Here is a 21,656-nt window from a genome sequence, read left to right as displayed (position 1 = left end):
GTACATCAAACGTCAGTTGGACGAGGACAAAGCCGGGGAACAACTGACGATGGGGAACGTCTAAACCCGTTTACGGGTAGCAAGTAACAATCTCTCGCAATTGGCAGACCGTACTTACGCGACGTGACGCGTCCGGCTAGTATCAGAGGGCTTTGCCCGTCTATGAAGAACCCCCGGCTTTGCCGGGGGGTTCCTATTTAAGTATACCTTTTATAATAACGAATGCCTCCAGTCCGAATGATTGGCAGGAGGCATCTTTCATGCAAAGTGATTCTGATTTTTTAAAAAATATCGTCGTTATTCGTCTTGCTTTTCTTAGCAGCCGCAGGGTCTTCTTGATTCTGCGAAGGATGGATCAAGAGTCTGTCGATTAGAGGATATACCGTAAAATTAATCAAAAAGGCTACGAAAGAGAATAAAATAAAAATAGCCAAGAGAATGACAATCAGCAACACCCATAAATTGATTTCAAGAATTGTCAGTAAATAAGATACCCCATAGACACCAGCCGCCAATAAAACAAACAGAAAAATATTCCGCCATAAACCAATTACGGTGAAAAGCAGCGCATTTTTATAGATCTGCCGCAGCTTTAAATCAAAGGTAACAATCATAACCGGAATATAAAAGTGTGAGGAAACGAAGATGAAAGTCAAAAGGATGCACAGGATATAGGGAACATAAAACAATTTATTGTTTGCTATCTGGCCGCCATAATAGTTCATAGCGATGGAGATTACAAAGAACATTACATAACAGATAAAGCCATCGATTAAAAAGGGCTTCCAGTTTTCTTTAACTGCATCCTTAAAATCTGAAAAGATAAACGCATGATCACGGCGCGCATAATTACGTGTAACATAGGTCAGCCCTGCTACAAACGGCGCCACTAAAATAAACGGAGCAAAGGCCATCAAATTACGCAGGACCTCATTATTGATAACCGTAGAGAAAACAAAAAGCAACGTAATTGCCGCCGCTACCGGAATAACAAAAAGAAGATTAAGCTTAATCAGGCTTGTAAACCTTCTGCCAAAATATTGCCAAAAGCGTACAAACGCACTGCGCTGTTCTTCCTCGTCCGGTACTCCCGGCCCTTCTTTTGTGTAATGGTTTGATATCAGACCCACTTGAATCCCCCCTGAAAAATTTTCTTTACCGCTGCAGCCCGGAATTGGCTTTCGCCTTGGGGTGGCAGCTGTTGTATACTTCTTTGAAATGATTTTCATCATCCATCAAACGCAAATAAACCTGTGTTGAGGAAATATCGGCATGGCCCAGCATTTTCTGAATATCCTTCAGCCCGGCGCCGTTTTCCAGCAGATGCAGCGCAAAGGAATGCCGCAGCATATGTGGCGTAATCTCCTTGGTAATACCGGCCTTTTGGGCATATCCCTTGACAATCTTCCAAAAGCCCTGCCGGGTCAGACGGCTTCCGTTCAGATTAGTAAAAAGGGCCTGTCCGCCGGCATCGTTTATCAACAAGGGGCGCACACGGCAAATATAATCTGAGAGTGCCGCTACCGCCGCCGGATACATGGGCAACCGCCTGGCGCCGGTTTCTTTTTTACATGTAAGCGAGCCCGTATGCAGGTTGACATCCTCAACGTTCAGCTGGATTAACTCAGAGGAACGAATCCCCGTTGCATAAAGCAGTTCCAGCATGGCTTTATCCCGAACACCTTTTAAATCATGGATATCGGGCTGCTCCAACAACAAACTGATTTCCTCACCAGTCAAAATCTGAGGGAGTTTTTTCTTGGTTTTCTCCGGGTGAATCAGCTTGGCGGGATTTGTTGAAAGCGTGCCGCGCAGCACCAGATATTGAAAAAAACAGCGGAGAGAGGCCAACGTGCGAACTTTGGTAGACGGACTTCGATGCCGGCTTTCCAGCCAATCAAAATAGCCTTCAATGGTCTTAACGTTAATTTTCGTCAGATCCAGCAATTCACCTTCAACCAAATAATCCAAAAATCCCTCAACATCTCTTAAATAAGAAACCTGCGTATTTTTGGACAGCCCTTTTCTGTTTTCCAAATAATCCGCAAACTCACTGCAATCGGCCAACAACATTCTTTTTCTTCTCTCCCTCAGCTCTTAAAACGAAAATAAACCCGATAAACAAAAGGACAAAACCGCATCTGTCAATGCTGCGCCGGCAGCCAAAATCAACACGCCCCCAAAGCGGACGCAGTACAGCTTCATATTCCAATGCTCTCCCCTGCCGATGGACCTGGAGATCCGCATAGCCTCCCGTGCCGCCAGAATTAGAGCCGCCCCGCAGACAAGCGCCCCGGGCAGGACCACAACACAGTAAAATAGAATGCCCTTAAAATGATAAGCTGCATAAAGATAACCCGAGGCAACCCCCAAGCCCACCCCGCGAAAAAAAAGAACAGGCGGGGTGAGCAAAAAGCCCCATAAGGCCAGGCCAAACAGAAAGCACAGGAACAGGAACAAAAACGAAGAGGCAAAGGAGGCTGCAAATACCGTTCCCACGCTCCCTTTCCTACTTTGAACCGTGGCCTGAAAAAGAAAATCGAGACCGCTCAATGCCTCCTGGTGAAGATTTCTGGAAAAAAGGATGCCACCCAGCATCCCACTCAGAAAAAAGAACAAGTTTAAAAACAGCAGAAAATGCTTTTTTACAAGCTTTACGGCATCTTTGCCCTCCACCGTCAGCTTTACCTTCAGGGCCGGTCCCTGCTCGTTGGTTATGTTTGTCCTTTTCCATCTCATTGTAACACATTCCTTTACAAAGAAAAATAGCATCAGCTGTAAAAGAATATGAAAGAAAGCTTAAAAATATGTTTCTTTTCAAGCCCGGTCAAACGCAGAAGACTGCCACTAACTTATAACTATAATACAAAAAATAGGGATGTGCAAGCTAAAATAGAGAAATCTTTTCTATTCCCCTCTCACCTGCGTTCCGGCTATATATACGCCGGCTGCACGGTATTGAGGTTATTCCCGGTCTGCCAGAGCCGCCTTCAGCATGATGGCACACTCCAGGCGTTTTTTCTCCAAGTCACAGGAAATCTGATGCGATTTGTGAATATCGCCCTCATATTGCCAGTTGTTTGCATTACAGCCGCCGCTGCAATAAAATTTCGCCCAGCAGTCTTTACAAGCTGGCTTAGTATAGATATTCGCCAGGGCAAAATCGTTCTTCATCTCCTGGTTAAAGGAGCCGTCAAGCACATTGCCCATCTTCCACTGATCCGCCCCCACGAACTGATGGCAGGGGAATAGGTCCCCCTCCGGTGTGACGGCAATATATTCATTGCCGCAGCCACAGCCGCGCAGACGTTTAATTGCGCAGGGGCCCTGCTCCAGGTCAATCATAAAATGGAAAAAGTTAAAGGGTTTCCCCTGTGCCTGCCTGTCCAGTATGGTGTTTGCCAGCCGTTCATATTCGGCGGCTACTGCGGGGAAATCCTCCTCGCGGATAGAATAGGGCAGCTTAACATCGGAGACCACCGGCTCCACCGAGATCTGGTCAAAACCCAGATTTGCCATCGCCAGAACATCGTCCGTAAAATCAAGATTATATTTTGTAAAGGTTCCACGGACATAGTAATCCTTGTCGCCGCGCTGCGACACCAGCCTTTGATATTTAGGAATAATAGCATCGTAACAGCCGCTACCGTCCACCCGAACGCGCAGGCGGTCATTGACCTCTTTCCGGCCATCCAGCGAAAGCACGCAGTTTGACATCTCCTCATTGATAAAATCAATCTTATCGTCGGTCAGCAGCAATCCATTGGTAGTGATTGTAAAGCGGAAATTTTTCTGGTGCTTTTTCTCCTCAATCCGTGCATAGCGGACAATTTCCTTGACGACCTCGAAGTTCATCAGAGGCTCCCCGCCGAAAAAGTCCACTTCCAAATTCCGGCGGCCGGCTGAATGCTCAATCAGAAAATCAATGGCCTTCTTACCAACCTCTAAGGGCATTAGGCATCGGCCACGGCCAAAGTCTCCCTTAGCGGCAAAGCAATATTCACAACGCAGGTTACAGTCGTGCGCCACATTCAGGCACATGGCCTTAACCGGCGAATTTTTCATCATGCCGGCAAATTTTTCGTATTCATCCGCGGAAAACAGTTGGCCTGCAGCGAAAAGAGCCCTCAGTTCCGCATAGGCTTCCTCCAGAACAGGCCGTTCAAAACGCCCTTCCAGCGCCGCAAAAATTTCTTCATCCGGCAGCTCCGGCACTTGGTCCTGTAAAAAGTCCAATACGGCAAAGGGGGCCTCATCCATCACATGAACCGCGCCGCTGTTCGTATCTAAAACGATGTTATAACCGTTCAATGAATATTTATGTATCATTTGTCCGTCCTCTTTTATATATAAAATTTAAGGGACAGTCCTCAAACTGCCCCTTGTTTCCACATTTTTAATACGAGACAACCTTATTTGTTTGCGTGCTCGCATTTCTGGTTTGCAACCGTGCAGGAAGTCTTGCAGGCAGACTGGCAGGAAGCCTGGCACTCGCCACAGCCGCCCTTTGCAACGCTCTCCTTTAAGGTTGCTTTATTCAGTGTTTTAATTTGTTTCATAATAAATCCGACCCTTTCAACATAATATGATAACTATCAATAGTATAGCATATGAATTTGAAAAAGGAAAGAGGAAATCCTTTATTTCCTACACTTTTGTGTAAAATGTTCTCCTCTTTTAGCGTTTTCGTACGGCAAAAAATCCGCCCAAGCCGCCGCCCAATGCCATGACAGCCAAACGGGTCATGCTGCCCGCCGGAGAGGGTGCCCCCACCCAGACAGCACCGCAGATTAGACAGATTAAAAATAAAACGCCACCCGCCAGAGCCCCGCAGAGCAACCCTCTTTTGCCGAGCGCCTTCGCCGCTACCAGCCCCGTCACAAAGGAGGAGACCGCAGCAATCACCAGAGTCAATACCGCCATGGCATTCCGAGGGATATGTTTGGAAGAAACAAACGCAAAGGTAGACAAAAGCAGTAGCATAAGGCAGGCTACCACTCCTACGCCTACCCCAAGCAGAATTGGACGGATGACCGAAGTAACCGGGTTGTCTTCCTTAGCTCTCGATTTTTTCATAAAAATGCCCTCCCCAAATCTTTCATTTCATAGATATTCGGGAAGGGGAAAATTTATTCTAAAATATTATTCAGCATCGTCGTGAATGGTATCGACACTGCCAATCGCCCAACGCTTCACCTTGATCTTATTGCGATCCGTTCCAGTTTCAATAATCAGCTCGCTGTCTTCCTTGATGCCCACTACACGGCCGGAAATCCCACCGATTGTGGTAATCTCGTCACCAATTTGAACATTTTTACGCATAGATTCTTCTTTTTTCTTCTTCTTGGACTGCGGACGGATGACAATCAGATACAAACCGCCGATGACCACCGCATACAAAAGAATAATCGTAATCCAGCTACTCATTCCACCGCTTGAATCAGCGGCCTCTGCCAACGGTAAAAATTGATACATTATAATCTTACACCTCCATAGTAATGCTGATATTATAGCAATAATTCAAGCTTTCCGCAAGATGGATAAAGGGTTAAATTCAAATTCTTTGCCCTAAAACAGAAATATTCTTCCGGTAAAAACTATCAAAACAGTCCTCGTCCAACGCTAGCCGGATTTTTTCCAGCAAGGTATTATAAAAATAAATATTATGCAATACGCAAAGGCGCATGCCGAGCATCTCCTTACTCTTTAACAAATGGTGAATGTATGCCCTGCTGAAATTCCGGCAGCAGGGGCAATCACAGTTTTCATCCAGAGGTGCATCGTCCAGCTCATATTTTGCATTCATCAGGTTTCGGCAGCCCTCCCATGTAAATGCATGCCCATGCCGGGCGTTCCTTGAAGGCATGACGCAATCGAAAAGATCGACTCCTCTGCGTACCGCCTCCAGAATATTGACGGGCGTCCCCACCCCCATTAAATACCGGGGCTTATCCGCCGGCATTTCCGGTGTTACGGCCTCAATAACCCGGTACATCTCTTCTGCGCTTTCACCCACAGCCAAGCCGCCGATGGCGTAGCCGTCCAGGTTTAGCTCACGGATTTTCTTCATATGGTCAACGCGGATATCTGTATAGGTACTCCCCTGATTAATGCCAAAAAGCATTTGCTGCGGGTTGACGGCCCCTTCTTGCCGTTTGAGCTTATCCAACTCGGTTTTGCAGCGGTAAAGCCAACGGGCCGTCCTGTCGCAGGAATTGCGGGTATAGGCATACTCAGCCGGGTTCTCAATGCACTCGTCAAAAGCCATCGCAATAGTGGAGCCTAAGTTGGATTGAATCCGCATGCTCTCCTCGGGCCCCATAAAAATGCGGCGCCCGTCAATGTGGGAAGCAAAGGTCACGCCTTCCTCACGGATGTTCCTCAGCTTGGCAAGCGAAAACACCTGAAAGCCGCCGCTGTCAGTCAGAACCGGCCCCTCCCAGCGGGTAAAGCGGCAAATCCCGCCCAATTTTTTCACAGTTTCGTCCCCCGGGCGCAAATGGAGATGATAGGTATTGCAAAGCTGAACCTGGCATTTCAGCTGTTTTAAATCCAAAGCAGAAACAGCTCCTTTAATGGCGCCAGCGGTTGCAACATTCATAAAAGCCGGCATTTGAACCGTTCCATGTACGGTTTGAAATTCCCCTCTTCTTGCCTGGCCGGATGTCTTCAGCAAACGGTACATTTCAAAATCCTTTCCATTCCAAAATACAGGGAAGATTATAACATTTTACCGCTGAAAAAGCAATGCGGTCTCTATTTTTCAATGCCGCCGCGCGCGGCAATGCCACGATCATAGGGATGCTTGACCTTTTGTACATTCGAATAATAATCGGCAATCCCAGCAAAGCACTGCGCGGGATTACGCCCCGTCAACAGAACCTCCAGCCCCCGGGGCTTGGTACGCAGAAATTCCATTAGCGCCTGTTCTTCAATAAAACCAAGGTTCACTGCATCGATGATCTCGTCCAGCAGCAATATGTCCACCATGCCTTCCCGGCACCAGGCAACCGCCTGCAAAAAATGCTGTGCCATGCACTGCCGCACGCGCCGCTTCTCTTCTTCGGTCATGGTAAAGGTAAAGCCCTCTACATTTTTTCCCGATATGATGCGCACATTAGAAAAAGCTGACAGCGCCTTTAACTCACTGCTATCGCCATCCTTCAAAAATTGTACTACCACGGCCTGAAATCCGTACCCGACCGCACGTAAAATCTGCCCCATGGCTGCAGTCGTTTTCCCCTTGCCGTCCCCGCAATAAAGGTGGATCAATCCTGCTTGTTTCATGAAGTAAAAACCTCCTCTGTCGATTTATGGAACTTCGGTTTACCCGCTTATTTTTCTACCCCTCATTATAGAAAAGCCCGGCGTTATTGTCAAACGATAAACCTGCAAATAATAATTTCTAGCAAATACATGCGCGAATGAAACCAGCTGCGGTATAATTTTCGGAACCGTCCAGTTTACCCACGAGCATTGCACAGCCGGACGATCCGGCCCGGAGCGCATTCAGCGGATGGGTTCCTCCAACTCATGGCCGGACTACAAACAGGTTTAAGGAACGCTTCCGGCTAATGCTCCAACGCAATACTATAAAAAAGGAAGAGGCACATCCTTGTAATGTCCTCTTCCCTTCATTAAACAAGCAGTCGGTACGCAGGAATTATTCACCGGCACGGTAAACAAAATTCAGCCTTCCGTAGGGAGCGGAACAGCCGTTCAGGTAGAAATCATCCACATCCTCCGTTTCGGCAATATTGTCCGCCCATTTAAACTCAATCTGGAACTGGTCTACCCCGGTAAGCCCTAATGCTGCACGCGGGACCGCGGCATGGAACTCCTTCCCCTCATAGCGGATTGGCGCAACGGAGGTTGATTTCCAGCGCCAGCCGCCGAGGTTTTCATAAACCAACGAATTGCGTCCGTCCAGCAGTTCATGATTAATCAGGTAATGATAGCCAGCCCAGGATGGATGGTCAAGCGGGTCGCACCCGGCCTTGGTCACTTTCAGGAACAGCAGCAGCCAGGGCGTAAAATTATAGGAATTGATCTTATCAAAGCATTTTGCATAAAAATATATATTTTCACCGTCGTGGGCGACCTTCATCTCATCAAAAACATGGCGCCCACTTTCATTGACATATTGCCTGCCGTCCATCCCCGTATGGTTGCGCGCAATTTCAAAAAATGGAAAACCTCTGTAGGCCGGCCCTACCTGCCGCCATTGGTCAAAGCCGCCGTCGATATCAATCGTCGCCAAGGAGTTTTCCTGCGGCCAAGGCGTACACCCCTTATAGCGGCGGATATAATCGATCAACTGTATATAATAATTATCGAAATGCCCCCCCCTCATCGGCTCCAAATCTCTGGAGTACTCCTGAGAAGCCGTGTCAATAAAGGTAACCGGGCGCTCCTTATTCTCCGGACGCTTAAATGGTCCTGCCACCCATTCATTCCAGCCGGTGACAAAAATCATCCTTGGGTCATTCTCAATTGCATGCTCCCACTGCTCAGCAATATTATAACCCCAATCGACCGCGCCGGGGGCGGCATCATTTTTATCCGTATGGAAAGCGTGGTGGAAGCTTCGGCCACGGTTCTGAGTCTCGCCGTGAAACGCGGAGTCCCCAAATTTAATTTGCGGATGCTGTGCGGGAGAAACGCTCATGGCTTCGTTCTCCCCGTCCTTATTCACAAAGACAAACTGAGGACGTTCAAACGCCATCCACGGAAGCGCGCCCTCCTTTTTAATGTGTTCCGTCGGCCATTGTGTTAAGCGGATGTCAAAAAATGCTTTTACCTCGTCGGAACAAAACTCCGGGCGGCCAACCAACAACGGTTTACCATTCGGCCTAAACCAAACATCAGGGTACATCTCCGCCTTATATACATTTTCATAGATTTCCTGAGCACGCTTTCCCGGCTCACTGTTCGTATAAAAAGCAAACTTAGGAACGTTCCAGCCCGCCTGTTGATATTCATTAAAAATCTTCATGACCTTCAAGGCATTTTCCCTATGCATGGTCAGGTTGGTCGTATCGAACAGGATAAAATCCACATCCGCCATGGTCAGCATCATGGCATGACGGCGAATAACCCACTCGTCGCCATGCTCATAATAGCCAAACAACGGCTCCCCCCAGTAGCATCCATCTGTCTCCCAAACAGGATGGCTGACATCCATAAATGCTTCCGGGGTCTCACGCCAGATTTTAGAATTGTCTTTTAATGGGCGCATCCCTTTTTTCCAGGTCAGATTGATAAAGTAGAACATTCCTACATAGCGGTTTTCACGAAGAGTGCCTACCTTCTCTGGCAGAGGGAGCTTTCTACCTAATCGATCTATCGCGGCGTAAGGGCCAAAGGTATGGTTTAACATCGCGTTTCCTCCTTTATTGCTGATAGAAAACAATCCATTTTCCCACGGCCTCGGGAGATATTTCCAGGATTGTCTCCATCTCTTTCACTGTAAAGTTATATTCCTTTTCAGTGTTTAATTGCTCATTCCGACATAATGCACACCGCATTCCCGATGCATTGAAGGGTAGTCTGATAAGCGCTTCTGTATCGCATTTAACCGCATAAGCCTGCTTAATTTCATCCTCAAGCTCCTGTTTGTCCACTTTGTACCACGCCAGATCTGCCGGAGATTCTGTAAAGTAAAACACCTTTTCATCAATTTGGATGCCCGTAGTTTTTCTTCCTGCAAATCCGGTCAACCCATCCTGGTCGCTATAACGGTAGCTCAAGGCGCCAATTCCTTCATAGGAAATTTTCCGTCCCAGAATCTCCGCTTCTTTCAGACTAATCTCCCGCGGTGTCAATTCCACATCTTTTAAGATTTCCGCATCCCGTTTTTCGTCACGGTAGAAGGTGCCATACCAGCCCTCGCGGATAGTGCGCATATGGTTCGCAAGCGTAACGGTACCGTTCGGGAAGCGATTATAAATGTAACGGCTTTCTGCTGGTCTGGAAGAAATTTCGCAGCCCTTCTCCTCATAGCAGCCAAACTCCTTCAGGATGGAAAACAGGGTCTCTACATCCGCCCCCAAAGAACAGGACTGGTCGTCCCGCGGGCGGAATCCCAAGTACACAGCAGCTCCGCCGCCTGTGTACTCCTTTTGTAAGCCAACCACCCGCTCTTCAACCTTTGCAATAACCTTCGCCCCGTCTGCAACAACAGGATAGATATAATCCGGTAGGAAATCGGTCAGTATTTCCATATCCTGAACCGTTTTCATTCCCGTAAATTGTACAAGCTTTCCCTTTGCGGTGAGCCCACCATACGGGAAGTCAAGCGCCCGAACGCCAAATAACTCCTTCCAGCTGTCCAAAATGCCTTCTTCTGCTCTCAAAGCCGGCGCCGAACACCAAATAACTTTACCGCCCTGCTCAGCGAATGCCTTCATCAGCTTTAAACTCTCTGCAGAAATCAGCGGCGAGCAGAAGACTACCATCGCGCGATAGCTGCGATCCCGCACCTGGATGCGGCCATTGGCCGGCGCCTTGGCAAATTGCAGCAGCTTATCTTCAGTAATATAATCCGTGTAGCCATATTGTACCATCCAAGAGCCAAAGCGCTCCTCCAAGTAGTTGAGGTCCAGCGGATAGATGGTTAAAACATCTGAAATTCTCGGCGTCAGCCCTTGAATAAAGTTATGGGCAAGCTCATAGCCCAGGCTTTGGTTGCCATATGTCAGGCCTACATCGCTCAAGCGCTCCAAAACAGGCTTTGGCGAGCCCCAGAAGCCGTAATAGGAGAATGGGAATTTATTGAGCAATGCAAGGCTTGTTGCGAATGCGCTGCCATAATAGTTGCGGTCGATAAAGCCGCCTTCAGGGTGGTCCGTACCGCCGCCGGTCAGATATTCGTTCCACTTGAAATAATCATAACAAGCTGACATATTTTCACGGATAGAGCAGGACCATACATATTCCGGGGTATATTCATAACGAGTATGCTCCCGGTCATTAGAAACCTGAAATCTCTGGTTGTCGTAGAAATGGTCGCATGTAGGGGCCTCTTGCCAGGTAGAATGCGCCCGCGTCATGATAGGGCCGCCAAAGAGAGACTCCGCGTAATCCTTTGTCTCCTTACACAGATCTACAACGCGGCGCTGCAGCATTTCAAAGTAGCACTTGCGGAACATCCATGTACGGACAATGTCCTCTCTGGACTTGCCAAACACATGCTGGGAAGGCAGCTTCCCTTCCTCACCCGGCAGAAAATCATGCTGATGATAGGCAAAATATACCAGATATTTGGCAAAATCCTCATATTGCCTGCCGAATTTATCCGCATAAGTATGAGCAAGCGAGTCTGTCAGATAGCGGGTATTAATCTCTGTATCCGGGCCAAAATGATCGACCAAATTCCAGTCAAACTGAATGTGCATTTCATCGGAGTAGAAACCCGCGTACTGAATGCCCTTTTGGTCATGCATATCAATGATGGATTTCATATAATCTGCGGCATTCTCAGAGAAATAATCAAGTTCGGGGGTCTCATAGACCAAAACCGCCAGGCAGCGGTTTTTACCACATCCTGCCGCTTTGCCATAAACCCGGATGTTTCCCCGGCCGTAACCGTCTTTCGACACCTGAATGGAGCTTTCGTCCACCTGATACTGTACGGTTGCGGAGATATTTTCGATTTTATTTTCATCGACAAAATAATAGGGCGTGCCGTCAATGCGTTCCTCATTAAAGGCAAAGACGGTTACCTCGGCCAGCTTAAGCTTGATCGGCCCCTTATTATTTGTCCATTGTGTCTGATAAATCATATCCAATTGGTAAGTACCATCCGCATGGATAAGCCCCTCTTTAAACTGCATTGTCCGGCCTGTATCCCGGTGTGACTTCGCATACCCGCCGCCGACATCCAGCGGCGAAACCACGCTGGCGGAAAAACCCATCCCGTGTTCTTTCGCCAGGTCATGAATAATTTTATAAGCCTTCAATGTTGCCGGGGAATCCGGATAATTTTCGCGCTTGCTTCCCCCGAAAAAGAAGTCATAGGAGACCTCCAGGCGTTGAGCGCCGTTTGCCTCCCCTTCCTTACAAACATCCAACAACGAGGTTGTCGTGTCGTACATCCTGGTCTCTTCACCCGACACCCCTTTTTCCTCCTGCTGAAGCAAGGGCTGCGATGGGTCTTCAATGATGCGGTCCAGCGTGGACTCGTCCATAAGGATCAACGTCTGGCTCTGGTCAAACAAACGCCGTTTTCCTTCATGCTTGACGATCTTCATTTTTTACTCCCCCTTAATTAAAAATTAATGGCTCACCCGATAGTACTTTTTACAGAGAAACAAAATATCCCTGCTTTCGATTTGTTATGTTAGCACAAAACCATTGTGAATTCAATACGATTTTATAAAATATTCTTTCTCTTTATTTTGATAAATTGCTCACTGATAAACTTTTGATGGGACAGGCTGCAAGAGCACAAATATCCCCCTAAAATAAACAGAAGCGGCCACGTCTTTCATGTCCGCTTCTGTTTGGTTTTACGCAGCTTTTAAATATAGCCGGCCCCCCGATGAGCTACTTTGCTTTACACCGTCAGCCAACCCGCTCCATGTCCTTTTTCAGCCGTTCAATAATTCTTTTTTCCAACCGGGATATATAGGATTGAGAAATGCCAAGGCTGTCTGCCACCTCTTTTTGGGTGTGTTCTTTCGTGTTTCCCAGACCAAAACGAAGCTCCATAATTTTACGGTCCCGGGGTGTCAGTCTTGACACAGCACCGAGCAGCAGATTTCTCTCTGCTTCATCTTCAATGCCATGGTTGACGACATCCTGCTCACTTCCCAGTATATCTGAGAGTAGAAGCTCGTTTCCATCCCAGTCAACGTTGAGCGGATCATCAATAGAGATTTCATTGCGAAGCTGAGAATTTTTGCGTAAAAACATCAGGATTTCATTTTCAATACAACGTGAGGCATAGGTCGCCAATTTAATATTTTTTTCCGGGCGAAACGTATTAACCGCCTTAATAAGCCCGATTGTGCCGATAGAAATCAAGTCCTCAACCCCGATGCTATTCGACTCAAATTTTTTTGCTATGTAGACCACCAAACGCAGATTATGTGTTATTAATGGTTCTCTGGCTTTTTCATCCCCGTTTAGAATCCGCTCCATAACGGCAGCCTCTTCCGCCTGTGATAACGGCGGCGGCAATGTTTCCGGCCCATTGATATAATGAACCGCTTCTCTCAGATACCCCATCCTATAAAACCATAGGAGCAGTTTGCTCTGCAGAAGTGCTATCACCGTTTGCCCTTTTGCTTTCATACCCATTTCCTTTTGCCGGCGCCGTGTCGGCTTGCTCTTTTTCTGGGCTACGGCTAAATTTAGTCCAGAAGCATTGGATTTAATAGCGCCTGATATTCACCATGCGATAGAGGGGTCTTACTGACAGCTATGTACAAATTTTCCCGCTGAACCTTTTTGCCCTTTGACATAATTTCAATTTTTTCTGGCCTAAACCCCTGGAGTAGACCCTCTCCGGACATAGCCTGGAAGGGGATTACCCTGCATTGCTCAGGCGGAGGCAAGGGAATCTCCATTATACAGGATTCATCCACCACCAAAACGGGGAAGCCGGAAAACGGCTCCACCAGGTCGTTTCCCGTGTCGATCCGCGCCAAACAGGGAAACGTTCTCCCCTGTAAGTAAACCGTCACACTGCATTGAAGCTCCATTGGCATCTGCCGCCCGGTAACCCGTTGTACCACTCGCAGGACAACATAGCATAAAACCGTGAGCACTAGAAATATCAACGGAGAAATATTGAAATAAACAACGGAATTATTGATAATTAACCCATTGGGTGCGGCAACAAACCAGATGCCCAGCATAATACCGGCAAATGCAAAGCTGGCCAAATAAAACGAGAGCACCGCTTTCAAAAAAGAACGGGAACCCTCCCAGGGAAAGGCGATGCGTATAATTGCTGCCGATAACGCAATTTTTCCGGCAAAGGAGAGAAGAGCCGGAATAGAGACTAAGATGGTAAGCGCATACAACGCACCGGCTGCAGCACCCAACAGGCAGCGCCATCTTTTAACAGGCCGCAGCAGAAACTTAGAAACCGACAGAAGCAGAAAATAATTGATAAACAAATTTGTACCCAGCAGTACGTCAACATAAACCGTCTGCTTCATTCGGCATTCCTCCTCCTGAGCTTGTAAAACCATTATAAAACCTTTGAGGAGACCTTTCTGTCAAAAAGAGGCCCGGACATCTTTAGAAGTCCGGGCGAATTCTGTATTATTTACTGTGGTTTTGCATTTTCAAATTTTTGCTTAGCCTGCTGAACCTTTTGCTGTTCTGCGGCAGGCGTCGGGTACCAACCGCGCTTATGCATCTCATCAAAAACATCGGCTTGAATCTGGTGCTCCTCGGTCAGCAGGCTCATGAACTGGTCGCGTATTGCCGGGGTAGCGCATTCATTGGTATACGTGTTATAGTTTCCTGTAATAGATTTCTGCGAGGACAGGACATCTGTTAAAATTTCTTTTTCTTCCAAAGGCTGTTTCATGTTCAAGCTCCTTTTAATTCAAAAAAGTCAGTAGCTTATCATAGTGGGTCTGGTGTTTATTGGCAATTGCCTCACACTTCTGCTTCAACTCCTGGTCTTCGCACATTTGAGCATAGGCCCTGCACTTTGTCACTAAAAGCTTTTCGCCGCTCATTAGATCATCTAATGCCGATAATTCCTTTTCCGTTAATGCCATATTGAACACCCCTTCTGTATTTGATGTCTTTAGTATGAAACATTCGCTTTCTATTTATTCATTGGATTACGGCCGCCTATGTAGCCTGACGAGCCGTTTCCTCTCCATTCAAACCAAAGCTGATCGAAAGCGCTTCATCTACCCGGTTCATGCTGCGTTCATCCAGGCGCCCCATGTGTTCTTTTAAACGGTGCTTGTCAATGGTACGGACCTGTTCTAAAAGAACAATGGAGTCCCGGGAAAGTCCCGTTGTTTTAGAGTCAAGCAATATATGCGTAGGCAGGTTTGCCTTTGCCTTTTGGCTGGTAATGGCTGCCGCAATAACCGTGGGGCTAAAACGGTTCCCCACATCATTTTGTACAATCAACACCGGGCGGACGCCGCCCTGTTCTGAACCGACCACCGGGCTGAGGTCGGCGTAATAAATATCGCCTCTGTGTATATTCACTTTTTTCACTCTCCGCAGATCAAAATCACAATTTTGGGCCCGTCAATATTTTTAACGCGAATATAAAACTTTATTCAACGCTTCATATTTAATCTTACACGTCCTTGCTGGCAACGGGCCTGTTATTCTATAATATTAACGACTCGCAAACAGTGACAGCAAAAAAGGTACGGCAGCAGCTTGAGGCTGCACCGTACCTTGCATAAGTAACCATGTTATTCTGCTGTAAATTCCAAGAACTCAACCGTCAGGGAGTAAGCGGGTACTTCTATTTTCTGTAGCCGGCCTGTTTCCTCATCTAAAAAAACCGAAAAGGCTTTGTCTTCATAGTCGCCCCGCCACTCCCGGCCTGACACCTTTTCCAAATCCTGGGCTGCGGCTTGGTCTAAAAGCTGTTGAAGCAAACGGATGGAGCTGGTCTCCGGTAAAGAGCAGGATGAACGTTTTACGGAGAGATCCGAAGAAGAGACCCGAAAGCCATCTTCCTCCCAGTAAAACGAGATACCGCCGGTCTGGCAGCTGGCAATCCCCGGAGCAGAACGAGAGAATGCACAATTAAAATCCTCCTCTCCAGACATCACATGAACCTGAGCCGAAAATTCAAAGGAAGGCGGCGCGCTTTGTTGAGGCGGCACACTACAGCCACAACAGGCTGGCCATAAACAAAACATCATAAAAACCGCAAAAAACCTTTTCAATCAACGCCCACTCCTGCCGATTATCATTTTAGAATTAGCGCCCGATTTCCAAAAACAGCTTAGGCAGCATGGCAATCAGATCCGTCGGCAGCATGGCCGTCTGTGACAGCTGTGCCGCACAACGGTCACCGGCGAGCCCATGCAGGTAAACAGCGACTGCCGCCGCCGCTGTAGCGGGGATTCCCTGCGCCGTAAATGAAGCAAGCATGCCTGCCAGCACATCACCGGATCCCCCCTTCGCCATACCTGCGTTTCCGGTGCGGTTCAGCCATATGGAGCCGTCCGGTGCGGCAATGACCGTCCCTGCCCCTTTCAATACCAATGTAACCGCATAATCCATGGCAAACTGCCGTGCATACCGCACCCGGTTTTGCTGGATTTCGGAGACCGTTTTACCCATCAGGCGAGACATTTCCCCCGGATGCGGCGTTAAAATAAGCGGCACATCCGTTGTTTTCAATATATCTATATGTCCAAGGATTGAGTTTATGCCATCTGCATCGAGAATTACGGGAACGCGGCTGCCCGAAATTACCTCTTCCACCAGCGCCTTGGTATGCGGCGCAACCCCCAGCCCGCAGCCAAGTAATATGGCTGAGCATAGAGAACTACTTTTTTCCAGGCTCCGCCGGCTTTCTACCGAATATTTCCCCTCGGGAAGAATATCCAGCAGCGTATAGACCGCCTCTTGAGCCTGCGTTGCTACCACCGGATAAATATCCCTTGGCAGGGCGGCATCCACCAACCCCACGCCACAGCGCAGGGCGGCAGAAATGCTCATAGCGGCGGCGCCGGCCATACCCGTGCTGCCGCAGATACATAGCAGCCTGCCGAAAGAACCTTTATGGCTCTCCGGCTCTCTGGGCTTTATCGCCCGCACAACATCTGCCATTTCGGTGACCTGGACAGCGGCAGCTTGTTGGTCAATTAAAGCGGCAGATATACCAATCGGTGCGACCGAAACCTCACCGCAAAGCTCCTTGCCCGGATTCAGGATATGGGCACATTTCAGCGTAGAAAATGAGACCGTATAATCCGCTCGGATGCAGGGCCCTTCCATCGTGCCGGTGTCGCAGAGCAAGCCGCTGGGGATATCTACCGCCACTACCACAGCGGCAGCCTTGGACACCTGTTCAAAAAGTGGCTCCATATGGGCTGCCACCCTTCCATGGAACCCAATTCCATAGACTGCATCGATGATAAAATCGGCAGTTTCCAGCAGGGAGAAGGCCAGTTCCCGATCGTCACTATAGGAAAACACCCGTACGGCAGGCTGTTCATAAAGCCGGCGGTACATCGCTGCAGCATTTTCTGTAGCCGGCTGCCCATCTACCAGCAGAACAACCACCCTGGCTTTATTTTCAGCAAGATACCGGGCAGCTACAAATCCGTCTCCTCCATTGTTGCCGCGGCCGCAGAGGACAACCACCCGCTTTTGCTCCATCTCATATTTTTTCTTAAAAAAGCGGGCCACAGCCGCCCCTGCCTGCTCCATCAGCTGCAGGAGGGGACAGCCCTGCTGTTGCGCCCTCTGCTCCAGCTCTCTGGATTGCTGCGCGTTCAGTGCCTTCATTCAGATCCCTCTTTTCCGTCCGCGTTATAAGCAACCACTACTGCTAAGGCATATTCGTCAGAATGCGTAATGCTGACCGAAAATGACAGGCCTGCTGCCAGCTGCTGCGCCCGTCCGGAAAGGCTTAAATACGGCGCGCCGTTTGCCCGGTGTAACAGCTCCACCTCTGTAAGGGAAAAACCTCTGACTCCTGTTCCCAGCACCTTTGAAAAGGCTTCCTTCGCACAAAAGCACGCGGCAGCGCTCTGCGGCGGCGTCCTGCGTGCTTCCAGCTCACGGCGTTCCTGTTCTCCAAATACGCGGCATAAAAAATGCGGATTCTCTAAACAGCGCTTCATTCTTTTGATTTCAAGAAGATCGGTTCCAACATAAAAGGACATATGCTATCAACCCTCTCAATGTTTGCCGGTAAGGCCTGCTTCAAATGCCACCTGGCGGGGAATAAACGATTGAACAGACTCAAGCACTCGCTCATTTGGTGAAAAGATCACAATAATGTGGCCATGTTTCGGGTGGCGCAAGTCTAAATACCAGGCATTCCGCCCATCGTCGTAAACCGAGGTAACAATCTTCTTATCGTAATGCTTATTCGCATGATCCTGGGGCTTATATTCGCCAATCGCCTCTACCTGCTTGCAGTCCAGCGACAAAATGCGTTTACGGCTTCTGCGATTGATAATCTTATCAATTGTCAGATCGCCGTTTGTTACACTGTATTCAAACTCCAGGTTTCTGGAGGTAATTAAGTAATAAGCGCCAAAACACACGCCTGCAATGACAAAAACAAAAATCTGTGTCAGAAAAAATATAGAAAGATAGATCACAAGACAACCGCCTAAAATGCACCCCAGCACAACCAGATAATCCTTTGGCCCAAACTTCTTACGCACGATTTGTTCCACAAAAACGTCCATAGTTTTCCTCCGCTGATAAGTTAAATTTTTATTATTGTACCATATCAAAAAAATGAATACAACTCATTCCACAAAAGTTCTTGGCCGGCGCAGAACGCTAACGAACCGCCAGATAAGACACATAGTCTTCAAGACACATGGAAAATTGGCAAATTTTCTTAGCGTGTTCCTTGCCGACGTAGCGATAAGCAAGCGGGTCGTAGCTTTTACCGGTATCGGATGCGTGGTTATCGGGATAGCGCAGAATGAACCCATAATCTACAGCGTAATTGCTCAGCCAATGTGCTGCCGCAGAAGCCTCCTCCTCACTGTCGGCAGTAAACCATACCGTCAGCCCCGTCTGCCGCTCGCTGTAGCCGCCGCGTCCGTACTCCTTTTGTACCGTTTCTTCTGCGCGAACCTGGGTATACCCTTGCTCTTCCACCAGAGCGGCTACTTTTTCTGCAAAAATACGATCCTCCTCTTCCGCGCTTACATAGCCCTCCTTGGCGTTCAGGTCCACCCCGCTTTTCTTAGCCGCTTCTATCATAGCCTGTAAGGAAGGTAAAATCCGTGCATCGACCTCAATGCCCGCAAAATCAACAGGCTGCGCCTTATAATAGTCCGGCAGCTTAGAAGATTCCGAGGCAACCACCAGTTCAAAGGGTTCTTCTCGTTCCGCTTCCGATTCAGTTTGGCTTTCGAGTGCCGAGGAGACCTGCAAAAGCGGGTCGGCAATCTTGTTTTTTCCGGTTTCTGACCAAAGAACAGCTGCGCCTGCGAGAACGGAGATGCAAAGCGCCACCACAACCACTACCATTGTGATCTTTATTTTTTTCAGCTGCAGTTCCCTGTGCCAGCTGTTATTCGATTTAACAATCCGGTTGTTTTTACGTGACACTGTACAGCCTCTTTTCTCTGATCGCAAGCGATAAAATACCTTTCAATAAAAATTATAAGGCAAAATATCCCCTACATCAAGTCTATTCTTTTTATATTTTCAAGAGATAAGCACAGATCAACAGCCCTTACCAGCCGGTCAGCTGATTCAGCATCTCCTCCCGGCAATCCGACGAGACCGCCAAATAGTAATCTTTCGCATCAACGGGCAGCAGGCGCAGCCGATCTGCCGCCCATTTTTCCAGCTCCGAATACAGGCTGCGGTAATCTGAAGCAAGCTGTTCTCCCAAAAAGGATTGATATTCCTCTTTCTCAAAGAGATTCTTTTTTATTGCCTCTTCCGGTGTCTGATCCATCCCGAAATAATAGGTCATATCATATTCCGTCCCACTTTGAACCGCCTGCCCTACATCGGGGACAAAGACCCCCTCCAGTTTTAATCCATATGCCTCGAACTGTTCGGAGAGTTCTTTATAATAGATGCGAGCCTTGGTCTGATCGAGGCAAAGAAACTTTATCGGCTCCTCACCCCGTTCTTTCCGGAGTCTTTCCACCAAACGGTCTGTCTCCAGTTTGGAGGCGAGATGCCAGAAAGCATCGCCGGATTTCAAAGGGGCGGTTACCCCTTCCGCTCCGATATAGCCATCGATCGGCTCCGAGCCATTGCGAACCGACCGGATAAAATCATCCCGCTTAAACACCGCGCAGGCTGTCTGCCGAAGCAGCTCATCTGCTTGTGGCGAAAAGGATAGGTAGGAGTAATTCCCAGCGGACAAGTGGTAAATGTCAAAATACCCGGCCTCCTTCATGAGCTCATAACCGGATGTGCCGTTGACGGTTACGGCATCTATTGAAAAGTCTTGCAGGCGTTCCTTTAAGCTCTCTAAGGGCAGATTGACAAATTGAATGCGATGATAGCCGTAGGGATTTGACGACTGCTGATTTTCAGACAAAACAACCTGCTGAGACGCCTGAAATAACTCAAGCTGATAAGGACCCGTTCCGATGGGATAAGGGGAATCTTCCCCTTTTTTCCATACCGGTACGCACAGTGCCTCAAGGTTATACACGGACGCTTCTGTAAAAGAAATTCTAAGCGTATTTACTCCGGTAATTTCAATCCCCGTAATTTCAGAAGCGTCTCCTTCCTGATATTCTCTCATCCCCTCTATGGCTTGAAGAACAGTTTTTGAAGGGTAGGCCGAGCCCGGCGTACTTAACCCCATATAGGAACTGAGCACATCCTGCGCAGTAAGATTACTACCGTCGGAAAAAAACTTTTCCTGCAGCGTAATCTCCACCGACTTGCCGTCCGCCGCAAAGGAGACCTCCCGTGCCAGCTTAGGCTCCACCTGTTTGGAGGCCGATATAGACACCAGCGGTTCAAATATAAATCCTGAAATCTGCTCCGCTGTTTTTCCCGCTTCGCCGCAAACAAAGCTGTTTTGAGGGATCTCACTGCAGCCAATGATAAACTCATTCTTCTGTTCTTCCGTTTTCTGAATCAATTCTTCGTTCCCCTGAAACACCAGATATTCCTGTTGCCGGGAAGGGCTTAGAAAAACGGCAAGACAAATGGCTGCTGCCAGCAGAATGCCCCCAAAACAAAACCATATGACTCTTTTCCGTTTAATAATTTTTTTCATATGCTGACCGCCTTTTCTAAAAAGAATGACGGAGGGAACGAATTCCCTCCGCACTTTTTTAATCTTTTTTACGCCGTCTGTAAAGCAGAAGCATTAGAAGCAATGCGCCGGAAGCAACACAAAGTAAGGCAAAAATTCTAAACACAGCAGGCTCCCCAGTACTTGGGAAGAGTGTATTTTTAATGATTTCCCAAAACCCTGCGTGCATCTGATCCACCGCTCTCGGCTTTACAAGGTCAAAGCCTTCTGTATATTGATACTCGCCTATCTTGATTTTCTTGTCTTTCAGCTTCATTCCATCGCCCCCGTATATTCGCTGTAATGCTCATAAAGCCCCACATAGCAATCAAGCAATGCCGCCGTGCCGTCAATGCGCAAAATGATGGAAAAGGAAGAAGCCTACCTATATGTAATATGAAAATACGGCTGGAGCCTGCTTGCGCGGCTGCCTCAAGTACAGCAGCCTGAGCAGTTTGGCTTTCAGCGCTCTGCCGTCTTTCAGTAGACCGGGGCAGCCGGCGGTAAAGCTTCTATATAAGTAGTACAGGGCCCAAAATGAATAGGAACCCCCCGGCAAAGCCGGGGGTTCTTCATAGACGGGCAAAGCCCTCTGATACTAGCCGGACGCGTCACGTCGCGTAAGTACGGTCTGCCAATTGCGAGAGATTGTTACTTGCTACCCGTAAACGGGTTTAGACGTTCCCCATCGTCAGTTGTTCCCCGGCTTTGTCCTCGTCCAACTGACGTTTGATGTACT

Annotated in this window: 23 protein-coding genes; all 23 read right to left on the bottom strand. The window is 48.2% G+C overall.

The features are described 5' to 3' along the window. Nucleotides 1-281: 281 nt before the first annotated feature. Nucleotides 282-1,232, bottom strand: coding sequence for a YesL family protein (locus tag DPQ25_RS13825; RefSeq protein WP_112333764.1), 951 nt, complete (start codon nucleotides 1,230-1,232; stop codon nucleotides 282-284). Further along, entirely contained in the window at nucleotides 1,156-2,073 is a 918-nt protein-coding gene (locus tag DPQ25_RS13820; RefSeq protein ID WP_177577131.1) for a tyrosine recombinase, read from the bottom strand. Before DPQ25_RS13820 ends, DPQ25_RS13825 begins: the two co-directional genes overlap by 77 nt. Nucleotides 2,074-2,097: 24 nt before the next feature. After that, the gene (locus tag DPQ25_RS13815) at nucleotides 2,098-2,739 is read right to left on the bottom strand and encodes a stage II sporulation protein M (protein ID WP_177577129.1); all 642 of its coding nucleotides are present in this window, start codon (nucleotides 2,737-2,739) and stop codon (nucleotides 2,098-2,100) included. 225 nt (nucleotides 2,740-2,964) lie between these two features. After that, nucleotides 2,965-4,329, bottom strand: coding sequence for a thioether cross-link-forming SCIFF peptide maturase (scfB, locus tag DPQ25_RS13810; protein WP_112333762.1), 1,365 nt, complete (start codon nucleotides 4,327-4,329; stop codon nucleotides 2,965-2,967). Nucleotides 4,330-4,412: 83 nt separating this feature from the next. After that, nucleotides 4,413-4,559, bottom strand: a complete 147-nt coding sequence (scfA, locus tag DPQ25_RS13805) for a six-cysteine ranthipeptide SCIFF (protein ID WP_112333761.1) — start codon at nucleotides 4,557-4,559, stop codon at nucleotides 4,413-4,415. Nucleotides 4,560-4,677: 118 nt separating this feature from the next. Then, entirely contained in the window at nucleotides 4,678-5,076 is a 399-nt protein-coding gene (locus tag DPQ25_RS13800) for a TIGR04086 family membrane protein (RefSeq protein WP_112333760.1), read from the bottom strand. Nucleotides 5,077-5,142: 66 nt separating this feature from the next. After that, on the bottom strand, nucleotides 5,143-5,475 hold the full coding sequence (gene yajC, locus DPQ25_RS13795) for a preprotein translocase subunit YajC (RefSeq protein WP_112333759.1): 333 nt from the start codon (nucleotides 5,473-5,475) through the stop codon (nucleotides 5,143-5,145). Between the two features lie 79 nt (nucleotides 5,476-5,554). Beyond that, nucleotides 5,555-6,685 (bottom strand): tRNA guanosine(34) transglycosylase Tgt, encoded by a 1,131-nt coding sequence (tgt, locus tag DPQ25_RS13790; RefSeq protein WP_112333758.1) that lies wholly within the window; start codon nucleotides 6,683-6,685, stop codon nucleotides 5,555-5,557. A 71-nt stretch (nucleotides 6,686-6,756) separates the two neighbouring features. Next, entirely contained in the window at nucleotides 6,757-7,287 is a 531-nt protein-coding gene (locus tag DPQ25_RS13785) for a cob(I)yrinic acid a,c-diamide adenosyltransferase (RefSeq protein ID WP_112333757.1), read from the bottom strand. A 376-nt stretch (nucleotides 7,288-7,663) separates the two neighbouring features. Further along, nucleotides 7,664-9,379 carry a hypothetical protein gene (locus DPQ25_RS13780; RefSeq protein WP_112333756.1) on the bottom strand — a complete coding sequence of 572 codons (1,716 nt, stop codon included), beginning with the start codon at nucleotides 9,377-9,379 and terminating at the stop codon, nucleotides 7,664-7,666. Between the two features lie 13 nt (nucleotides 9,380-9,392). Further along, nucleotides 9,393-12,251: a hypothetical protein gene (locus DPQ25_RS13775; RefSeq protein ID WP_112333755.1), complete on the bottom strand. Its 2,859-nt coding sequence runs from the start codon at nucleotides 12,249-12,251 to the stop codon at nucleotides 9,393-9,395. A gap of 313 nt (nucleotides 12,252-12,564) precedes the next feature. Then, complete coding sequence (sigE, locus tag DPQ25_RS13770) at nucleotides 12,565-13,302, bottom strand: RNA polymerase sporulation sigma factor SigE (RefSeq protein ID WP_407928171.1); 738 nt, start codon at nucleotides 13,300-13,302, stop codon at nucleotides 12,565-12,567. 53 nt (nucleotides 13,303-13,355) lie between these two features. Then, on the bottom strand, nucleotides 13,356-14,168 hold the full coding sequence (locus DPQ25_RS13765; protein WP_177577127.1) for a sigma-E processing peptidase SpoIIGA: 813 nt from the start codon (nucleotides 14,166-14,168) through the stop codon (nucleotides 13,356-13,358). Nucleotides 14,169-14,278: 110 nt separating this feature from the next. Continuing rightward, entirely contained in the window at nucleotides 14,279-14,545 is a 267-nt protein-coding gene (locus tag DPQ25_RS13760) for a spore coat protein (RefSeq protein ID WP_112333752.1), read from the bottom strand. Nucleotides 14,546-14,558: 13 nt separating this feature from the next. Further along, complete coding sequence (locus DPQ25_RS13755; RefSeq protein ID WP_112333751.1) at nucleotides 14,559-14,741, bottom strand: spore coat protein; 183 nt, start codon at nucleotides 14,739-14,741, stop codon at nucleotides 14,559-14,561. 76 nt (nucleotides 14,742-14,817) lie between these two features. Further along, a complete protein-coding gene (locus DPQ25_RS13750) occupies nucleotides 14,818-15,189 on the bottom strand; it encodes a type II toxin-antitoxin system PemK/MazF family toxin (protein WP_112333750.1) in 372 nt (123 codons plus the stop codon). A 215-nt stretch (nucleotides 15,190-15,404) separates the two neighbouring features. Further along, nucleotides 15,405-15,767 (bottom strand): hypothetical protein, encoded by a 363-nt coding sequence (locus DPQ25_RS13745; protein WP_146740573.1) that lies wholly within the window; start codon nucleotides 15,765-15,767, stop codon nucleotides 15,405-15,407. A gap of 154 nt (nucleotides 15,768-15,921) precedes the next feature. Further along, nucleotides 15,922-17,460, bottom strand: coding sequence for an NAD(P)H-hydrate dehydratase (locus tag DPQ25_RS13740; protein WP_112333748.1), 1,539 nt, complete (start codon nucleotides 17,458-17,460; stop codon nucleotides 15,922-15,924). After that, entirely contained in the window at nucleotides 17,457-17,840 is a 384-nt protein-coding gene (gene acpS / locus DPQ25_RS13735) for a holo-ACP synthase (RefSeq protein ID WP_112333747.1), read from the bottom strand. Before acpS ends, DPQ25_RS13740 begins: the two co-directional genes overlap by 4 nt. Nucleotides 17,841-17,855: 15 nt before the next feature. Next, on the bottom strand, nucleotides 17,856-18,374 hold the full coding sequence (locus DPQ25_RS13730; protein WP_112333746.1) for a DUF6106 family protein: 519 nt from the start codon (nucleotides 18,372-18,374) through the stop codon (nucleotides 17,856-17,858). A 97-nt stretch (nucleotides 18,375-18,471) separates the two neighbouring features. Next, entirely contained in the window at nucleotides 18,472-19,254 is a 783-nt protein-coding gene (locus DPQ25_RS13725) for a M15 family metallopeptidase (RefSeq protein WP_112333745.1), read from the bottom strand. Between the two features lie 127 nt (nucleotides 19,255-19,381). Next, nucleotides 19,382-20,899, bottom strand: coding sequence for an ABC transporter substrate-binding protein (locus DPQ25_RS13720; RefSeq protein WP_112333744.1), 1,518 nt, complete (start codon nucleotides 20,897-20,899; stop codon nucleotides 19,382-19,384). Nucleotides 20,900-20,957: 58 nt separating this feature from the next. Beyond that, the gene (locus DPQ25_RS13715) at nucleotides 20,958-21,194 is read right to left on the bottom strand and encodes a hypothetical protein (protein WP_112333743.1); all 237 of its coding nucleotides are present in this window, start codon (nucleotides 21,192-21,194) and stop codon (nucleotides 20,958-20,960) included. Nucleotides 21,195-21,656: the final 462 nt, after the last annotated feature.

Source organism: Hydrogeniiclostridium mannosilyticum (assembly GCF_003268275.1).
Taxonomy (GTDB): Bacteria; Bacillota; Clostridia; order Oscillospirales; family Acutalibacteraceae; genus Hydrogeniiclostridium; species Hydrogeniiclostridium mannosilyticum.
The sequence above is the reverse complement of the archived record's forward strand: the minus strand, read 5'-3'. Positions and strand labels throughout refer to the sequence as shown.

Coding starts and splice junctions, on each gene's coding strand:
- DPQ25_RS13825 (WP_112333764.1), bottom strand. CDS start 1,232: ATGATGAAAATCATTTCAAAGAAGTATACAACAGCTGCCACCCCAAGG.
- DPQ25_RS13820 (WP_177577131.1), bottom strand. CDS start 2,073: ATGTTGTTGGCCGATTGCAGTGAGTTTGCGGATTATTTGGAAAACAGA.
- DPQ25_RS13815 (WP_177577129.1), bottom strand. CDS start 2,739: ATGAGATGGAAAAGGACAAACATAACCAACGAGCAGGGACCGGCCCTG.
- scfB (WP_112333762.1), bottom strand. CDS start 4,329: ATGATACATAAATATTCATTGAACGGTTATAACATCGTTTTAGATACG.
- scfA (WP_112333761.1), bottom strand. CDS start 4,559: ATGAAACAAATTAAAACACTGAATAAAGCAACCTTAAAGGAGAGCGTT.
- DPQ25_RS13800 (WP_112333760.1), bottom strand. CDS start 5,076: ATGAAAAAATCGAGAGCTAAGGAAGACAACCCGGTTACTTCGGTCATC.
- yajC (WP_112333759.1), bottom strand. CDS start 5,475: ATGTATCAATTTTTACCGTTGGCAGAGGCCGCTGATTCAAGCGGTGGA.
- tgt (WP_112333758.1), bottom strand. CDS start 6,685: ATGTACCGTTTGCTGAAGACATCCGGCCAGGCAAGAAGAGGGGAATTT.
- DPQ25_RS13785 (WP_112333757.1), bottom strand. CDS start 7,287: ATGAAACAAGCAGGATTGATCCACCTTTATTGCGGGGACGGCAAGGGG.
- DPQ25_RS13780 (WP_112333756.1), bottom strand. CDS start 9,379: ATGTTAAACCATACCTTTGGCCCTTACGCCGCGATAGATCGATTAGGT.
- DPQ25_RS13775 (WP_112333755.1), bottom strand. CDS start 12,251: ATGAAGATCGTCAAGCATGAAGGAAAACGGCGTTTGTTTGACCAGAGC.
- sigE (WP_407928171.1), bottom strand. CDS start 13,302: ATGGGTATGAAAGCAAAAGGGCAAACGGTGATAGCACTTCTGCAGAGC.
- DPQ25_RS13765 (WP_177577127.1), bottom strand. CDS start 14,168: ATGAAGCAGACGGTTTATGTTGACGTACTGCTGGGTACAAATTTGTTT.
- DPQ25_RS13760 (WP_112333752.1), bottom strand. CDS start 14,545: ATGAAACAGCCTTTGGAAGAAAAAGAAATTTTAACAGATGTCCTGTCC.
- DPQ25_RS13755 (WP_112333751.1), bottom strand. CDS start 14,741: ATGGCATTAACGGAAAAGGAATTATCGGCATTAGATGATCTAATGAGC.
- DPQ25_RS13745 (WP_146740573.1), bottom strand. CDS start 15,767: ATGTCTGGAGAGGAGGATTTTAATTGTGCATTCTCTCGTTCTGCTCCG.
- DPQ25_RS13740 (WP_112333748.1), bottom strand. CDS start 17,460: ATGAAGGCACTGAACGCGCAGCAATCCAGAGAGCTGGAGCAGAGGGCG.
- acpS (WP_112333747.1), bottom strand. CDS start 17,840: ATGTCCTTTTATGTTGGAACCGATCTTCTTGAAATCAAAAGAATGAAG.
- DPQ25_RS13730 (WP_112333746.1), bottom strand. CDS start 18,374: ATGGACGTTTTTGTGGAACAAATCGTGCGTAAGAAGTTTGGGCCAAAG.
- DPQ25_RS13720 (WP_112333744.1), bottom strand. CDS start 20,899: ATGAAAAAAATTATTAAACGGAAAAGAGTCATATGGTTTTGTTTTGGG.
- DPQ25_RS13715 (WP_112333743.1), bottom strand. CDS start 21,194: ATGAAGCTGAAAGACAAGAAAATCAAGATAGGCGAGTATCAATATACA.